Annotated in this window: 13 protein-coding genes; 2 read left to right on the top strand and 11 right to left on the bottom strand. The window is 61.5% G+C overall.

The genetic code is table 11. From position 1 onward, the window contains the following. Positions 1-204 precede the first annotated feature (204 nt). Genes NKG95_RS26615 through hglS form a run of 4 tightly spaced genes read right to left on the bottom strand, consistent with a single transcriptional unit; the run spans position 205 to position 5,875 of the window. Positions 205-1,479: a pyridoxal phosphate-dependent aminotransferase gene (locus NKG95_RS26615; RefSeq protein ID WP_353042967.1), complete on the bottom strand. Its 1,275-nt coding sequence runs from the start codon at positions 1,477-1,479 to the stop codon at positions 205-207. A gap of 8 nt (positions 1,480-1,487) precedes the next feature. Further along, entirely contained in the window at positions 1,488-3,023 is a 1,536-nt protein-coding gene (gene amaB / locus NKG95_RS26610; protein ID WP_353042966.1) for an L-piperidine-6-carboxylate dehydrogenase, read from the bottom strand. Positions 3,024-3,044: 21 nt separating this feature from the next. Next, on the bottom strand, positions 3,045-4,466 hold the full coding sequence (locus NKG95_RS26605; RefSeq protein ID WP_353042965.1) for an FAD-binding oxidoreductase: 1,422 nt from the start codon (positions 4,464-4,466) through the stop codon (positions 3,045-3,047). 8 nt (positions 4,467-4,474) lie between these two features. Continuing rightward, entirely contained in the window at positions 4,475-5,875 is a 1,401-nt protein-coding gene (hglS, locus tag NKG95_RS26600) for a 2-oxoadipate dioxygenase/decarboxylase HglS (RefSeq protein ID WP_353042964.1), read from the bottom strand. Positions 5,876-5,984: 109 nt separating this feature from the next. Here hglS and NKG95_RS26595 point away from each other — a divergent pair, with 109 nt between their 5' ends. Further along, a complete protein-coding gene (locus NKG95_RS26595; RefSeq protein WP_353042963.1) occupies positions 5,985-6,923 on the top strand; it encodes a LysR family transcriptional regulator in 939 nt (312 codons plus the stop codon). A gap of 476 nt (positions 6,924-7,399) precedes the next feature. Here NKG95_RS26595 and NKG95_RS26590 read toward each other — a convergent pair whose 3' ends face one another. Genes NKG95_RS26590 through NKG95_RS26580 form a run of 3 tightly spaced genes read right to left on the bottom strand, consistent with a single transcriptional unit; the run spans position 7,400 to position 9,670 of the window. Then, on the bottom strand, positions 7,400-8,140 hold the full coding sequence (locus NKG95_RS26590) for an MBL fold metallo-hydrolase (protein ID WP_353042962.1): 741 nt from the start codon (positions 8,138-8,140) through the stop codon (positions 7,400-7,402). Next, positions 8,140-8,817 carry an amino acid ABC transporter permease gene (locus NKG95_RS26585; RefSeq protein WP_353042961.1) on the bottom strand — a complete coding sequence of 226 codons (678 nt, stop codon included), beginning with the start codon at positions 8,815-8,817 and terminating at the stop codon, positions 8,140-8,142. Before NKG95_RS26585 ends, NKG95_RS26590 begins: the two co-directional genes overlap by 1 nt. A 13-nt stretch (positions 8,818-8,830) precedes the next feature. Then, positions 8,831-9,670: a transporter substrate-binding domain-containing protein gene (locus NKG95_RS26580; RefSeq protein WP_353042960.1), complete on the bottom strand. Its 840-nt coding sequence runs from the start codon at positions 9,668-9,670 to the stop codon at positions 8,831-8,833. A 134-nt stretch (positions 9,671-9,804) separates the two neighbouring features. On the opposite strand from NKG95_RS26580, the gene NKG95_RS26575 reads away from it, so the two are divergent. Then, positions 9,805-10,701, top strand: coding sequence for a LysR substrate-binding domain-containing protein (locus NKG95_RS26575; protein ID WP_353042959.1), 897 nt, complete (start codon positions 9,805-9,807; stop codon positions 10,699-10,701). A gap of 529 nt (positions 10,702-11,230) precedes the next feature. Here NKG95_RS26575 and NKG95_RS26570 read toward each other — a convergent pair. The 4 genes from NKG95_RS26570 to NKG95_RS26555 form a co-directional block, all read right to left on the bottom strand. Then, positions 11,231-11,863 carry a tyrosine-type recombinase/integrase gene (locus tag NKG95_RS26570; protein ID WP_353043004.1) on the bottom strand — a complete coding sequence of 211 codons (633 nt, stop codon included), beginning with the start codon at positions 11,861-11,863 and terminating at the stop codon, positions 11,231-11,233. A 240-nt stretch (positions 11,864-12,103) separates the two neighbouring features. Next, complete coding sequence (locus NKG95_RS26565) at positions 12,104-14,245, bottom strand: beta-galactosidase (protein WP_353042958.1); 2,142 nt, start codon at positions 14,243-14,245, stop codon at positions 12,104-12,106. 24 nt (positions 14,246-14,269) lie between these two features. Beyond that, positions 14,270-15,172 carry a carbohydrate ABC transporter permease gene (locus tag NKG95_RS26560; RefSeq protein ID WP_353042957.1) on the bottom strand — a complete coding sequence of 301 codons (903 nt, stop codon included), beginning with the start codon at positions 15,170-15,172 and terminating at the stop codon, positions 14,270-14,272. Next, positions 15,172-16,098, bottom strand: coding sequence for a carbohydrate ABC transporter permease (locus NKG95_RS26555; protein WP_353042956.1), 927 nt, complete (start codon positions 16,096-16,098; stop codon positions 15,172-15,174). The genes NKG95_RS26560 and NKG95_RS26555 overlap by 1 nt, the downstream gene beginning before the upstream one ends. Positions 16,099-16,131: the final 33 nt, after the last annotated feature.

Raw genomic sequence — 16,131 nt, 5'->3', positions numbered from 1 at the left:
ATTCGACCGGAGAAATCAGTGACGGTCGCTGCACTGCTGCGCTCGGTCAGCCGATAGTGCCGAAATCGCCGATCCGTTCTCGGAGCCCTGCGTCCATTTGCGGTCTCGAGCTTGCGGCTCCCCGACTCGACGCATTGTGTCGATCCGCCATCGAATGGAGCTACCGGGCGCGCCAGTGCACCAACCGCGTTCGATCGTTGGCTCTCAAAGAGGTGCTTCTGCTGGCGTTCGAAGCGTTGCACCTGATTGCAGCAGTTTTCCGCAGAAATCCTTGATTCTTCGCAAGGCTTCAATCAGGTCGGTTTCGGCTGTGGCGTATGAGATGCGGAAATAGGGAGACAGGCCGAACGCTGATCCTGGCACGACGGCGACGTGCGCGTCGCCGAGCAGGAAAGCGCAAAAATCCGCGTCGCTGCGGATGATCTTGCCGCCAGGCGTCGACCGGCCGATAAGCCCGGCACAGGACGCAAACGTGTAGAACGCCCCCTCGGGAACTCGGCAATCGATGCCGTCGATGGCATTGAGCGCTCCCACGACGACATCGCGGCGGCGTTTGAAACTATCTGTTCGATCCTTCAGTAGCACCTGCGGCCCCTTGAGCGCTTCCACCGCGGCTGCCTGGCTGATCGACGATGGACAGGATGTCGACTGGCTCTGCACGACTGCCATCGCCTTGATCAAGTCGCGCGGCCCGCCTGCATAGCCAATGCGCCAGCCGGTCATGGCGTAAGCCTTGGACACGCCGTTGACGGTCAGCGTGCGGTCTTTCAGCCTCGGTTCGATCGCCGCCGGCGTGACGAAACGAAAGTCGCCATAGACAATGTGTTCATACATGTCGTCGACCATGAGCCAGACGTGCCGATGACCCAGAAGGACGTCGAGCAGTGGCCGATAGTGCTGCTCGCTGTAGGCAGCGCCCGATGGATTGGACGGCGAGTTCAGAAACACCCAGCGGCTTTTGGGCGTGATCGCCTTCTCGAGTTGATCGGCAGTCAGGAGAAAGCCGGCGGCGGCATCGCATTCGATCAGAACCGGCTTGCCTTGCGCGATCGCGACGATGTCGGAATAGGTGGTCCAGTAAGGCGTCGGAATGATGACCTCGTCGCCGGGATTCAGCGTCGCCATCATTGCGTTGAAGAGGATCTGCTTGGCGCCAGCCGCGACAGTGATCTCGTCCAGATCGAAGGTGAGCGCGTTCTCGCGCTTGAATTTCTCGCGGATTGCCGACTTCAGCTCCGGCGTGCCGTCGAGCGCGGTGTATTTCGTATCGCCGCGCAGCATAGCTGCGGTCGCCGCCCGTTTGACATGGTCGGGCGTATCGAAATCCGGCTCGCCGGCGCCGAGGATGATGATCGGCAGCCCTTCGCGTTTCATCGCCTGGGCGCGGGCTCCGATCTTCAGGATTTCCGAGACGCCTATCGAAGCGATGCGGGCTGCCGGCGTGAATTTTGCGTCGGCGGCGTTGCGGATATCGGTCATGGTGTTTCTCACTCGATGTCGAACGAGACGCCCTGGGCGAGCGGCAGCGCCTTGGAATAGTTCACCGTGTTAGTGGCGCGCCGCATATAGGCCTTCCAAGCATCGGAGCCGCTCTCGCGGCCGCCGCCGGTTTCCTTTTCGCCGCCAAAGGCGCCGCCGATCTCGGCCCCCGAGGTGCCGATGTTGACATTGGCAATGCCGCAGTCAGACCCGTCGACACCGAGGAAGCGCTCGGATTCCTGCAGGTCGCGGGTGAAGATCGACGACGACAGGCCGGCGCCAACCGCATTGTGCTCGTCGAGCACGGCGTCGAAGTCCGAATATTTCATCACATAGAGGATCGGCGCGAAGGTCTCTTCCGTCACCGGCGAAACCTGGCTTGGCATTTCGACCAGCGCCGGATGCACGTAGTAGGCATCCAGATGGCCGTTCTCGACCCGCGCTCCGCCGGTCAGCTTGCCGCCGTGAGCGGTGGCTTCCTTCAGCGCCTTCTGCATAGCATCGAACGCCGCCTTGTCGATCAGCGGCCCGACCAGCGAGGATGTCTCCAGCGGATTGCCGACGGAAACACTCTCATAGGCCTTCTTCAGTCGCGGCAGCAGCGCGTCGTAGACGCTGTCATGCACAAACAAGCGCCGCAGCGTCGTGCAGCGCTGGCCGGCGGTGCCCATGGCGCCGAAGGCGATGGCGCGCAACGCCATGTCGAGATCGGCGGTCGGGCAGACGATGCCGGCATTGTTGCCGCCGAGCTCCAGCACGGCGCGGGCAAAGCGCTTGGCCAGCCTTGGGCCGACATCCCGGCCCATGCGGGTCGAGCCGGTGGCCGAGACCAGTGCCACCTTCGGATGGTCGACCAGGATCTCACCGACGGCGCGGTCGCCGATCAGCACCGGCGCCAGTCCCTGCGGCGCGTCAGCGCCGAAGCGCTTCGCCGCACGCTTGAAGATCGCTTCGCAGGCGAGCGCCGTCAGCGGCGTCTTTTCCGACGGCTTCCACACCACGGCATCGCCGCAGACCAGCGCCAGCGCTGCATTCCACGACCACACCGCGACCGGGAAGTTGAAGGCCGAGATGACGCCGACGACGCCGAGCGGATGCCACGTCTCCATCATGCGATGTCCCGGACGTTCGGTGGCGATGGTCAGGCCGTAGAGCTGACGCGAAAGGCCGACGGCGAAATCGCAGATGTCGATCATTTCCTGGACTTCGCCGAGACCTTCGGACGGGATCTTGCCGACCTCGATCGATACCAGCCGGCCAAGCTCGGCCTTGTGGGCGCGCAATTCCTCGCCGAGCAGCCGCACCAGTTCCCCGCGCCGGGGACCCGGCACCATCCGCCAGGCCTGGAATGCCGTGTGCGCGGCATCGATGGTCCTGGCAGCATCGGCCGGCGAGATTGTCTTCAGCGCTGCGATCTGCTCGCCCGTCACCGGGCTGCGCACGATGAGGTCGCCGCCCGTAAGCGCGTCCTTGGCAACACCCAGTTTCGCCAGAAGCTCAGTCGTTTCCTTCGCTATATCGATCGATTTGACTGCAACGTTCATCCGGCAAACTCCTGTTTTGACTTATCCGAAACACACCGAACCAAGGCGCCCCGGCGACGTCAGTTGCTTCAGGCCAGCGGCAAGGTCCTTGTGCTTTTTCTGCGTATAGAGATCGTAGTAGGCTTGGTTCTTGCGGCCGACGCCGTGCTCGGCGCTGAAGCTGCCGCCGAAACGATCGACCGCGATCGAATAGACCCAATCGCGCAATCGCCGTTCGAAGGCGATGTCGACTGGACCAGCCCGCGCCTCGTCGACGACCAGATTGAAATGCACGCCGCCGTCGCCGATATGGCCGAAGTCGAAGATTACGACATCGGCAAAATGGCTGGGCAGTTCGAGCTTCATCCAGTCGCAGAACGCCAGTACGTCGGTCCTGCGGAACGACAGATCGAAAGCGACCAGCCGGCCGGCACGCTTGACGCCTTCCGACAGGGCGTGACGCAGTGTCCACATCTCACGAGCGGGACCGACAAAGGCATTGGCGAGCGGCGCGCCCTCCGCTTCCCAGACTTCGGCCAGCACCGTTTCCAGGACGGCATCGAGCGGCTGCTCATCATCACGCGGAAGCCAACTGCGGGAAACTTCGGCCAGAATGACATAGTTGGGAACATCGCCATTCTGGAATGGATTGCGCAGCGACGGAACATGGGCAAGCGTTGCGGCGATCGCATTCCCCGACATGCCCTCGAAAGCCGACAGATACGATCCGAGGCGCTCTTCCATCGCCCGCAGCAGGGACATGACGGCAGTTCCGGTTCGCGGCACCAGATAGGCTGTCGAAACTTGCCTCGGCAGACGCTCCAGGTTGAGCACGCATTCGGTGACGATGCCGAACGCGCCGGCTGTTCCGATGAAAAGCTGCTTCCAGTCGACGCCAGTATTGTTCTTGCGCAGCCCCGACAGCAGGTCGACAACGGTGCCGGCCTCGTCCGCCAGGACGATCTTCACGCCCAGTGTATTGCGGCGGACGTCGCCATATTTCAGAAACCGCGAGCCGCCGGTGTTGGTTGCCAGCATGCCCCCCACCCGCGGATCGGCGCCGAGGTCGATCGGAAAGAAGAGGCTGCCGGACTCGAGCCGCCCGTTGATGTCCGACAGTCTGGTTCCAGCGTCGACGTGGATCGAGCGGTTGTCGATATCGAGATCGAAAATCGGCGTCATCCGGTCGAGGCTGAGCACGACCTGCGCTCCACTGTTATCCGGCGTCGAGCCCGAGACCAGGCCGGTGTTGCCGGACTGCGGGATGAGCGCGATATGCTCGCGAACGCAATAGGCGACGCAAGCGGATACCTCCGCCGTGCCGCGAGGGCGCAGCACCAATGCGGCGCTGCCCCGGTCATAGCGCGCGCCATTCTCATAGGCGGCCAGGCTCGCGGAATCCTGGACAAGCCCGTCCGCGCCGAGGATTTCGACCAAAGCTGTCTTGTGCCGCTCGTCGATCATGCCGATGTTTACTCCGCTGCCTGAACGCCGCGCAGAGCGCGTCGGCACTCGTCGATCGAAGCCTGCTCGATCGTCGCATAGTGTTCGAATTCATCGAGGACGCCGGCGCCGAGGGCAGCCTCGAAGCGCTTCTGGTTGGGACTGGCGACGAAATCCTGACCCGCTTCATCGCCCAGATTGGACTGGAAAATGCCGGCCGCGCTGACGGGCAGGAAATCCTCATAGACGATCGGGTCGAAACGGACAAAGCCATCCGCCACCAGCTGATCGACACCTTCTGCATGGACGCTGCCGACCCGACGCCCTCGCTCGGTAAGCGAATAGGTGAAATAGCCAAGGCCGGCAGTGCGGATGCCGTCCCACGTGTCGGGAAACGACTGGAATGTCCGCGACAACGCCTCGACATAGTCAGCGGCATTTGACCCGTCGGCAGCCGGCCTGATCATTTTGCGCGTGGCGTCCAGCAGGTTGTCGTAGAGCGCCCTGCCCTCGGGAGTCAGCGCCACGCCGCGCTGCTCGATCTCGCCGAAACGCGCCGTGTGCGAGCCAGCCGTCCAGCCGCCGCTGCCCGACTTGAATGAGACCGGTTCGTCCAGTGCCTTGAACGATGTCTGCCTGAGCAGGATCGGGCACTGGCGAGTGGGTGGACCCTCGACGATCGCCTTGGGCTCGATGCCGCGCGACGACATGCCCGTCTGCACTGCGTCGATGTCGAGCGTGCGCGGCGTCAGGTGGTTGATATGCGGTCCCTTGAAGGAGACCACGTCGGCGACCAGCCGATGCTGCTGGTGCAGCCTGTGGTACATCTCGATGCTGACGCAGGCCTGATCGTGCCAGCGGAAGGTCTTGAGAATTTCGGCGACAAACCGATCCGCATCGGCTAGATCCAGCCCGCCCCGCGTCTCGGCCCTTTCGGTGAGTTCGACGGCGCGGTCCGTGAAAATCCGACGAGCGGCAAGAATGGCCTCCGCCTCGACCCGCAGAGCCTCGTCGCCGATCAGGTCGACCCTGAGCAACGAGGTGAAGACGCGAAAAGGATTGCGGCTGAGCGCTTCGGCACCAACCGGACGAAACGCCGTCGCATGGACAGGCACCCCGGCCGTGCTGAGGTCATAGTAACCGACCGGATGCATGCCCATCACCGCGAACACGCGCCGCATCGTCGAGAGTTCGGCCGGCGTTCCCAAGCGGATCGCGCCGTGCCGCTCTTGCGAGATGCGGTCGAGCGAATCCGTCGCCTCGAGCCGCTGGCGCAGCATTGGCGTGCCATCCAGCACTTCGGCATTCACCTCGGCGACCAGTTCCATCAGCGTGCCGTAGGCGGGAACCTCGGCCCGGTACATGGCTGACATCGCCGCAGAAAAAGCAGAACGAATGTCATCGGATGCAACGAAAGCAGCGTTTTGCACGGCGCGGTCTCGCTTTTGAGAAAATATGAGATCATTCTCGAAAAGAGTGATATTGGATTTCATCTCGCGTGGATTGCGACGATTTCGACTAGGTTGATGCGAGATACGCATGATATTGAGCAGAAAGTTGATGCCAGACTTGGTTGCAATTCAGGCGTTCGAATGCGCGGCAAGACACGCGAGCTTCACGCGCGCCGGCCGGGAGCTCAACCTGACCCAGAGCGCCGTCAGCCGTCAGGTCAAGGATCTGGAAGTCTATCTCGGCGCGCTGCTGTTCGAACGCATCCGGCAGCGCGTGGTGCTTTCCGAGGATGGGCGGCGCTTCCTGCCGGAAGCGCGGAAGCTGCTGCAGCAAGCCGAGGAGACGATGCTGCGCGCAATGTCGTCCGCCGACGCCAGATCGAGCCTGAGCATCGCCACCTTGCCGACATTCGGCAGCCGCTGGCTCAGTCCGCGCTTGCCTGAATTCCTGCGCCAGAACCCGGGCGTGATCCTCAATGTCGGCGCGCGCTCGGCACCGTTTGATTTCGACGAAGAGAATTTCGAACTCGCCATCCACTACGGACAGCCGGTTTGGGCGCGCGCCACATGCACCTATATCTGCAGCGAGTCGATCCTGCCGGTGGCCGGCGGTGCCCTGCTGGCATCGGGACCCAAGCTGACGCCGGCCGATCTTCTCAACGAGCCCTTGCTGCATCTGGCAACGCGCCCGAGGCTCTGGTCGCAATGGCTGGAGTGGGCCGGGCTGCCCGGCGAGACCGCCTACAGGGGGCACCGCTTCGATCAATTCTCAATGATCATCGAAGCGGCAGTTGCCGGCATGGGTTATGCGCTGCTTCCACGTTACCTAATCGAGCAGGAATTAAAATCCGACGAACTTCAGGTCGTTCTCGATCTGCCTATGGAAACGGAAAATTGCTACTATGCCGTACTGCCGGAGGCGAGAACGCCGTCCCCTACAACTCAGCATTTCGTCTCGTGGCTGATAAATCAGGTTACCGAGGTTGACCGGACACTGCCGTTCGATGAGCCCATGCAGTCTTCCTAGTACCAGCTAGCTGCCGAAATCAGGCTCGCTGATCCGAGGAGCCGTTCCGAAGTGTCATAGCGAAGCAGTGACCATCGCCGCCGATCGGCGGCCGGGCTGTCGTAAACCGAGCCGCATCCTCCGGGGGCGTTATGGGGGGAAGGAAATGCGCCCTTCCCTGCCCCACAATGCGACGCCGATTTCACGCCCCTGCCTGCGATTGCGACGACTGAAATGGGGCCGGAACCCGTCGGTCCGCTATCGGGGCGAGGTCGGCGGATAGCTGCCATTCGGCAGACGACCTCTGAGCCGACGTTGAGGCGGGTTGTGGCCCTGAGGAAGGGTTCTCAGTGAAGTGTGGTAGCGAGGCAGAGCTTTGACAGATGGGGGCACTGGAGCAGCATCTGGCCTGGCGGATGCGCCAGATCCGGACTTGCACTGCCACGGTTAGTCTGCGCGGGCCGGAGCGGATCGGAGCGTTCCTGGCGAAGTGACGTTCAGCTGGCCAGATAAGTTCTTGCAATCGATCGCAGTTCATTCTCGTCGATTATCTCACCGTGTCCGCAGTATGCGCTGTTGAACTCTATCTCCAGAAGCCGCAGCATTGTCTTTCGATAGACGTGCACGTCCGAACCCGGAAGATCATCGACCAATCGTCCGCGATAAATCGCATCGCCGGCTAGAAAGTCGCCGTTGCGTTCATCAAGAAGCCCGAGCGACCCCGGCGAATGACCCGGGAGGTGAAGGACCAGAAACGACCTGTCTCCTGTCTCTATGGTGCAGCCTTCGTCCAGAATTCGGGACAATGGCGCTGGTCTGATCTGGAAACGCAGCAGCGACCATGCCTCATGCGGTGACTTGCTGACGGCGTCGGGTTGCGCGCGAAAGAGATGAGCCAATGTGTGTTCATCCGCCATGTTTTCGAAAAATGCAGACTCCTCGCGATGGCCAAGTCTCGTCTCGAACTCGCTCAATGCGCCGACGTGATCGACATGGATGTGCGTTGCAACGGCTACGACCGGCTTGCCAGTCGGCAGGTCCAGCACGGGTCTGAGAGGCACGAGACCCATGCCCCCGTCGATGACAAGATCGACGTCGCGCCCGCGAACATGAAAGACATTGCTTCTGAAATAGGGATGAACGTGCGGCTCCCATATCCGCGTGATTCCCCGACCCAGAGTTTCGCGTGAGAACCAGTCGGCAGCACGGTGCACTTCGCCGGTTGCGGTGAGCGACATCAACGATGTCCCCGCCCTAGTATCTGCTCGATCTTCATCTGAAAGACGGTCAGAACCGAGACCATGGACATGTAGTAGATCAGCGCAGCGCCATACCATTCTAGGAAACGAAAGCTGGTGGCGATCGCGAACTGAGTGACGGTCATAAGCTCCTTCAAAGAGATGACCGTCGCCAGCGACGTTGCCTTGAGCAAAGAAATGAACTCGTTGACAAGAGCCGGCAGCGCGACGCGCAGCGCCTGGGGCAGGATGATGAGGAACAATATCTGGCCCCGGTGCAGGCCGAGGGCCGCCGCACCTTCCGATTGCCCCTTGCCGATGGATGCATAGGAACTGCGTAGGATCTCGGTCAGGTAGGCGATCTGGATCAACGTCAGGGCCAAAAAGGCGGCGATGAAAGGAGTGAACCAGCTAGACCGGAAGACCGCCGAAATCTGCGGCAGCCCATTCCAGATGAACAGCAGCACGAGCAGCGCCGGTGCACCACGAAAGAGCCAGACGAAGATGGCTATCCCCAAGCGGATCCAGTGCCGCTTGGACGTCGCCAGCGCCGCCGTCGCCAGGGATATCGCCAGGGCGACGGTCATCACGAGAAGCGAAAGGGTCAAGGTCAGCAAGGCACCCTTGGCAAGGGGCCAGCCGAACAGTGCCGCCAGGAAGAGCTTGGTGTCGAACACGGCCGTCCTTCCCTCAATTGGTCGTATGCTTGACGTCGGTAGCGGTCTCCGGAAGGTTCCATTTCTGCAGCAGCGTCTTCATCTCGCCGCTGCTCTGCAATGTCTCGATGGCCTTCACCAATGCCGCGCGGTTGTCACCGCCTTTTCTCAGATAGATCCCATAGGTTTCGCCGTCGCCATAGTTGTACGGCACCTGCAACCGGCCTGGCATCTGCTTGATTCGGAATGCTGCGGTTGTGTCCTGGGTGATCGTCGCCGTTGCCCGGCCGACCAGAATCTGCTCGATGACCCCGGAAGCGGAAGGGTAGGTCTGTATCTGCGCTGGCGCCTGGCCGGCCTTCGCCAATTCGGCGTTCAGATCGGCAGCTGTCTTTTCGTAGGTGGTGCCGGCCTCGATCGCCAGTACCTTGCCGCTCAGATCCTGCGGGGTTTTGGTTGTTTCGTCGGCGACAGCCGTCACCATCACGACGTTAGAAATGAAGTAGGGAACGGCATCGTAGGCCTTGAGCCGCTCCGCCGTGACCATGATCCCAGAAGCGACGAGATCGCACCGCTCGGCGCCGAGTGATGGTAGCAAACCCTTGAAGTCACCAACGACGTAATTTGTTGTGGCGTTCCATTGCTTTGCGATCGCATCGACGACATCGACTTCGAAACCGACAAGCTTCTCGTCTCCGGGGTTGGCGTAGTATTGCATCGGTGGAAAGTCGCCCCCTGTGCAGACGTTGAGCACACCGTCGCGCACCAGACTTATGTCGGTGGCCTGTGCAGCGGGAATTGTGGCGGACAGCATCGTAACGATCATCCCGCCGAGTGCGAGTTTGGTTGAGGCAGAAATCGGCGCGTTAAACATTTCTAGGTTCCCCTTGTTTTTGTGATGGCTTTGCCCGGCCGGCAGTGCAGGGAACGTTATGTTGCGGGTATTTGGCAAACAAGCTAAATCTTTATGCGAAAGCACGAGCAGTTTTTCTAAACAATGGTGTCAAAATGGCTCTCCCATCGCTTCATTCGCTTCGCACCTTCGAAAGCGTTTCTCGATTGGGGAGCATCGCTGCCGCTGCCGCCGAACTTCATGTGACATCGGGCGCGGTCAGTCAGCAATTGCGTGCGTTGCAACTGTCGCTCGGTCTCGACCTGTTCGAGAAGCACGGCCGCCGCCTTGTACTGACGGACCGCGGGACCGCGCTACAGAAGAGCGTGGGCGTTGCCATGCAGCAGATATCGGAATCTATCCGCGAAATATCGGCGGATGCCTATAGCGCCGCCGCGAAGGCGACCCTGACCGTATCGGTGCCTTCGGTTTTCGGAACGACCTGGCTAGCGGCGCGGATTTTTCGGTTTCTAGACGCGAACCCGGACATCCGCATGCGGATGCGCACGGCGGTGGGCTTCGAAGAGGTGGACTGGCGGGAAAGCGACGTCGCCATCGTCTATGGCAAACCGCCATGGACCGGATTCTGGTGGCGAATACTACATAGCATCTACGCGGCACCAGTGTGCAGCGCACAATTGCTTCGCGGCCCAAACGCCATTCGCGAGCCGCGCGACGTCCTGAAACACCGCCTGCTCCACGAAGACGATGGCGACCAGTGGAGGCGTTGGCTAACCGAAGCGCGCGTGCCACGTTCAGTGGAGTCCGATATCTATTTCGACAACTTTGCCATGGTGCTTCAGGCTGCGCGTGACGGTCATGGTGTTGCCCTTACAAACGACATCATTTCCTTCAGGGACCTGGATGAGGGCAGACTGGTTCAACCCTTGACGCTCAGTGTCGCGGCATCCCGAAGCTATTACTGCATATGCCATGAGGAAGGTTTGGCTAATCCGGCGATCGGCCGGTTCGTCGACTGGTTGGTCGACCAGGCGTCGAGACCGTCAGGCTGACGGCACAATGGCACCGCGTGCCTGCCTCGACGCAGGTCTGTTTGGAAAAGCGGTGGTCGGGGTGAAAGATGCATACGTTTCGTGCCGACCCGAGCAGCCCATTCGAACAGCCGTGGATCCAGGGGCAACCTCGAGATCCCGAGATCCGCCCGCCCAGCCAGGATGTGCTCGCCGATCTGGTCGTAGCTTCCCGAACTCGACCGGACATTCGAAGCGATCTTTGCGTGGATGATCGCCACCACCTTGGGCAGTCATGGACCGCGTTAAGGTTGGCTTCTCGGTGCCCATCGACGCTGCTGATTTCTCATGATCTCAGATGAAGGGGGCTTTTTGCCTTGAGGAGAATTGGCCGGATAGGACTCGACACGTAGGGAGCGGCAGTTGCCAGCAATGGCAACTTTGAAGCGCGAAGCTGTGTGTGCGCTGCGCATGGCTATGTCCGATTTTGGCGAGTGGACGGGACCGCCGGAATGACTGCCATTGGGCGCTTAGCATCCACGGCTTCACTCGGAAATGGAGCCGCATCTGGTTAGACTTCCGTGGCCTCGGCGAGTTCGAGGGCATCTTCTACGTCGACGCCGAGATACCGGACTGTGTTCTCGATCTTGGTGTGGCCCAGCAGAATCTGAACAGCGCGGAGGTTACCTGTCGTCTTGTAAATGATCGACGCTTTGGTACGCCGCAGCGAATGCGTGCCGTATTCCTGGGGTCGAAGTCCGATCGCCACAACCCATTCGTCCACGAGGCGGGCATACTGCCTCGTGCTCATCTGATGCTTTGGGTCGATCCTGCTCGGGAACGCATAGTCGTCGACCGTGCCGCCGCGCCGTTCCAGCCATGCGAGAAGACTGGAGCGTGCGTCGCTCATCAACTCGAACTGCACCGGTCGGCCCGTCTTCTGTTGCTCGACCATCGCGCGGGTTCGAATTTCCGGCCCGAGAACCAAGGTGCCGATCTTGATCCTGACGAGATCGCAGCCGCGCAACTTGCTGTCGATTGCTAGATCGAAGAGGGCTCGATCGCGCAATCGCCGCTCTCGATCGAGAAAAAATCGGATCGCCCATATCTGTCGAGGTTTCAGCCGGCGTTTCGTTCCGACCTTCTTGCCCGCGTTCCACGCGCGGCGATCGGGAGCGGTGGGGTCATAGTGTGATTGTCCCATTTCGTTTCTCCTTCGGCCATGATTGGCCACGGGAGGAACGCCCAGGTACTGACTCGGTTGGGATGGGGCCGACAGTAGACCGTCCGCTGCTGGGGTACCCCAGCACGCAAGCGGACATGTGAGACTTCGGTGCGAAAGTCCTAGATTAGCCCAAAGCGGACACGGGTCCTTAGAGTGGAGATTGCTGCCCAATCTAAGATCACCGGGACAGAAGATATTGAGCGTTTCCCGACAACATCCCTAGTCGAGTTCGATGATGCTGCAGCCATAGGCCGGGAGCGACAGCTTACCGCCGCGTACTTTGCCATCGCCGAGCAAATCCTTGCCCGCGGGGACATTGCCGATGCTTGCCAGCTCGCCCAGCGTGTTGAGGATGAACAGCAGGCGGCGGTCCTTGCTCTCGCGGATGGTCGCTTCGACGCCGGCCGGCATGTCGGCGATGAGCGGCACGATACCGGCGGGCGCCAGCACCTGATCGGCCAGTACCTCGACCAGAGCATCGCTGAGGTACGTGCCGAGGTAGATCACATTGCCCTTGCCGACTTTGCGCGAAGTCATCGCGGCTTGGCCCTCGGCGAAGCGGCTGGCCCAGCTGCCGATAACCTCCGTGCCGGGCGCGACGTTAAGCAGCTCATAAAGATGCGCCGCCGTCACCTGCGCATTCCCGATCTTGAGCTCGTATTGGCGGCTCGCCGACGTCGCCGGCAGCTTCTTGCGCACCGTGTTGGCGCCGAAGCGGCCGCCATGCTCGAACAGGCCGTCGCCGCCGATCGGCGGCAGCAACCCGAACTCCTCGACCGTGATCCCGGCCAGCGCCGAGAGCGTCTTGCCCGGCGAGGTGTCGCGGATGACGTGGTTGTTAACGTCGCGTGATCCGGTGCGGCCGCCCAGGATTACCGTTCCACCCGCCTTAGCGAAGGCCTCGATCCGCGCCGTCCACGCATCGGTCCATTTCAGCCAATGCGGCACGTAGAGCGCCTTGAGCTTGCTGAGATCATCCTCGGGATGGATGAAGCCGCAGGCGATGTTGTGGCGGTAGCAATAGCGGTGCAGCAGCGTCGCATCGTCCTGCGGGCTCGGCATGCCGATGGGGTAGGAGCGGTGCATCTCCTGATTGTCGAAATCTGATCCGGCGATGCCCAAATCCATGCGCACATGCGTGCCGAGGATCTTGTCCTTGAGCGCCGTGACCTCACCCGCAAACTGCTTGGCCTCGTCATAGCGCCGCCGCGGGATGTCGTCGTGATCGATGATGCCCATCCAATAGATCTCGGCGCCGAAATGCGCCGGCCGCCAACGGAAGAACATCACGCCATCGGCGCCGCGCGCTACTGACGTATAGGCCATGCGGCGCATCTCGCCGGGTTCGGGCGTCAGCGTCGAGAAGTTCGGCTGCGCACCGAAGCCCGATTGCTGTTCGGGCACGATGAAATTGCCGGTGAAGCCGCGGCAGAGATCGAGACGCAGCGCCTGCGCCTCGCCGACGCCGCCGACCCGCTGCATCTCGTCATCGAGATGCGGGTAGATGTCGAAGCCGAGAAAATCGAGATCGGTCGAGAACTCGCCGCGGAAGTCGATGTCGTCGATCCGCCCCAGATTGTGGAAGACGAACCAGTCTGGATTGGTGGCGCGCAGGATCAGCACCTGATCGTGCTGGAACCGCGCCGTGACGAAGGCGAGGAAGCGGTGATAGTCGACCACATGGGTCGGCCCGACCGGCGCAGGGGCGTAGTCGAGCGGCAGCACCACTTGATCGAAATCGTCGTAGGCGGTGGCCCAGAAATGCCCGCCCCACGCATCGTTGAGCGCGGCGATGGTCTTGTACTTGTCCTTGAGGAAGGCCTGGAACTCGGCCAGAGTCACCGGACCGTAGGACAGCGATCCAGAGGTATTGAGCTCATTGTCCGTCTGCCAGCCGATGATGTGCGAATTGCCGCGATAATGCTCGGCCATCGCTTTAGTGATGCGCTTCGAATGCTCGCGGAACACTCCGCTCGCAAGATTGGCGTGCTGGCGCGAGCCATGGCTCATGGCGCGGCCATTGGCATCGACGCGCAACACTTCGGGATAACGCGCCGTCAGCCAGCGCGGCGGCGTCGCCGTCGGCGTGCACATGATGGTCTTGATGCCAGCCTTGCTCAGCACATCTATGGCGCGGTCGAACAAATCGAAGTCGAACGTCCCTTCATGCGGCTCGATAATATGCCAGGCGAATTCCGCAAGTCGCACCGCGTTGAAGCCCGCGGCTGCCATGCGGTCGGCGTCGCGCTGCCAATAGCTCTCATCGACATGCTCCGGGTAATGCGGGGTACCGACGAGGAAAGTGTCGGTCGCGATCGGCCGCCAGACAGAGAGCGGCGCGGATTTCGAGGCAGTCGTCATAGTCGGAAAACTCCAGGCGATAGTCTATTTGATGGCGCCGGCGGTGAGGCCGCCCTGCCAGAACCGCTGCAGCAGCAGGAACACCACGATGACCGGGATGATGCTGACCAGCGCGCCGGTGATGATGATCGAGAACAGCACCTGTCCGCCGCCACCGCCCTGCTGCGCGAGCTGATACCAGGTCGCAAGGCCCACCGTGATCGGCTGATACTCGGGCGTGCGCAGCACGATCAGCGGCAGGAAGTAATTGTTCCAGGTCCCGACGAACGAGAGCAGCGCCACGGTCACCATGCCCGGCGCCACCAGCCGCAGCACGATGGCGCGGAAGATCACGAACTCGCCGGCGCCATCGATACGCGCTGCGTCGAGCAGTTCGTCGTCGACGCCCTGCTCGATATAGACGCGCATCAGATAGACGCCGATCGGCGAGATCATCGAGGGCAGGATCACGCCCAGCGGATTGTCGCTGAGTCCCGAAAGCGCCAGCAGCAGGAAGGTCGGCACGACGAGAGCCGTCTGCGGGATCATCACAGCGCCCAAGACCAGCGCAAACAGCAGATTGCGGCCGACGAATTTGAATTTGGCTAACGCATAGCCTGCCGCGGTAGCCAAGATCGCGGCACCGAGCCCGGCGACGGTCGAATAGAGCAGGCTGTTGAACATCCAGCGCATGAAGACGCCGTTGTCGCGCACCAGAAGATCGCTCAGATTCTGCCAGAGGTTGAACTCGGTGCCGAAGCCGAAGCCGAACGTGGTGAACAGGTCGCCATTCGTCTTGGTTGCCGATAGGACCAGATAGACCAGCGGCATGAAGCTGTAGAGGAGGAACAGTGACAGCAGCAGCGTGAGCATGATCCGCGAGCGCCGCCGTTCGCCGGGCCGGCGCTTGGCAGCTTCGAAAGTGGCGATGTCGGTGGTCGCAGTCATCATTGCTCCGGCCGACGGCGGTTGGCGATCAGGGTGAAGATGTAGGAGGCCCCGGCGATCACGATGCCAAGCACGAACGAGACGGCGGCCGCATAGCCATACTGCTGGTTCGAAGTCGCCAGCGAATAGGCATAGAGGTTCGGCGTGTAGCTCGAATTGATGGTGTTTCTGGCGAGCGCGCGCATCAAATATGGCTCATTGAACAGCTGCAGTGTGCCGTTGATCGAAAAGATGATGGTGAGCAGGATCGCCGGCCACAGCAGCGGCAGCTGGATCATCCGCGCAAATTGCCAGGGCGAGGCGCCATCGACCCGCGCGGCCTCGGCGAGGTCCGAAGGGATCGCCTTCAGCGCGGCGTAGTAGATCACCATATTGTAGCCGACATATTCCCACGTCACGATATTGGCCAATGAGAAGATCATCACGCCCGGCGACAGGAAGTCCGGCGGCGGCAGGTTGAACGCCTTGGCCATCTGCGTGAACGGGCCGAAGGTGGGGCCGTAGAGATAACCCCAGATGATCGTCGCGATCACGCTCGGCACGGCGTAGGGGAGGAAGAAGCCGAGCCGGAAGACGCCCTTGGCATAGACCTGGCCACGATCGAGCACGATGGCGAACAACAGCGCCAGGCCCAGCATGATCGGCATCTGCACGATGCCGAACAAAACGAGGTTCCACACGCCGCCCCAGAATTTGGCGTCTCCCATGACCTTGATGTAGTTGGCTGCACCCGCGAATTGCCGTCCGCCCACCAGCGTGTCGCGGTAGAGGCTCATATAGAACGCATAAACCAGCGGCGCGACGATGAAGGCGATAAACAGCAGCACGAAGGGCGCCAGGAGCAGATAGGGCGCGAGCTTTCGTGACGTAAAACCGCGCGATCGCGCTGGGCGCGTCGCTGCGGCTGGCGAATTCGACAATGCCATGGTCCCCCGTCCGGCAAGATGAAGAGATCGGGC

Origin of the sequence: Mesorhizobium sp. M1423, from assembly GCF_040317575.1 — a bacterium.
In the GTDB taxonomy this organism is placed as follows: Bacteria; Pseudomonadota; Alphaproteobacteria; order Rhizobiales; family Rhizobiaceae; genus Mesorhizobium.
The sequence above is the reverse complement of the archived record's forward strand: the minus strand, read 5'-3'. Positions and strand labels throughout refer to the sequence as shown.

Excerpts from the sequence above, each read along its gene's own strand:
- NKG95_RS26615 (WP_353042967.1), bottom strand. The coding sequence starts at position 1,479 with ATGACCGATATCCGCAACGCCGCCGACGCAAAATTCACGCCGGCAGCC.
- amaB (WP_353042966.1), bottom strand. The coding sequence starts at position 3,023 with ATGAACGTTGCAGTCAAATCGATCGATATAGCGAAGGAAACGACTGAG.
- NKG95_RS26605 (WP_353042965.1), bottom strand. The coding sequence starts at position 4,466 with ATGATCGACGAGCGGCACAAGACAGCTTTGGTCGAAATCCTCGGCGCG.
- NKG95_RS26595 (WP_353042963.1), top strand. The coding sequence starts at position 5,985 with ATGATATTGAGCAGAAAGTTGATGCCAGACTTGGTTGCAATTCAGGCG.
- NKG95_RS26590 (WP_353042962.1), bottom strand. The coding sequence starts at position 8,140 with ATGTCGCTCACCGCAACCGGCGAAGTGCACCGTGCTGCCGACTGGTTC.
- NKG95_RS26580 (WP_353042960.1), bottom strand. The coding sequence starts at position 9,670 with ATGTTTAACGCGCCGATTTCTGCCTCAACCAAACTCGCACTCGGCGGG.
- NKG95_RS26575 (WP_353042959.1), top strand. The coding sequence starts at position 9,805 with ATGGCTCTCCCATCGCTTCATTCGCTTCGCACCTTCGAAAGCGTTTCT.
- NKG95_RS26570 (WP_353043004.1), bottom strand. The coding sequence starts at position 11,863 with ATGGGACAATCACACTATGACCCCACCGCTCCCGATCGCCGCGCGTGG.
- NKG95_RS26565 (WP_353042958.1), bottom strand. The coding sequence starts at position 14,245 with ATGACGACTGCCTCGAAATCCGCGCCGCTCTCTGTCTGGCGGCCGATC.
- NKG95_RS26560 (WP_353042957.1), bottom strand. The coding sequence starts at position 15,172 with ATGACTGCGACCACCGACATCGCCACTTTCGAAGCTGCCAAGCGCCGG.
- NKG95_RS26555 (WP_353042956.1), bottom strand. The coding sequence starts at position 16,098 with ATGGCATTGTCGAATTCGCCAGCCGCAGCGACGCGCCCAGCGCGATCG.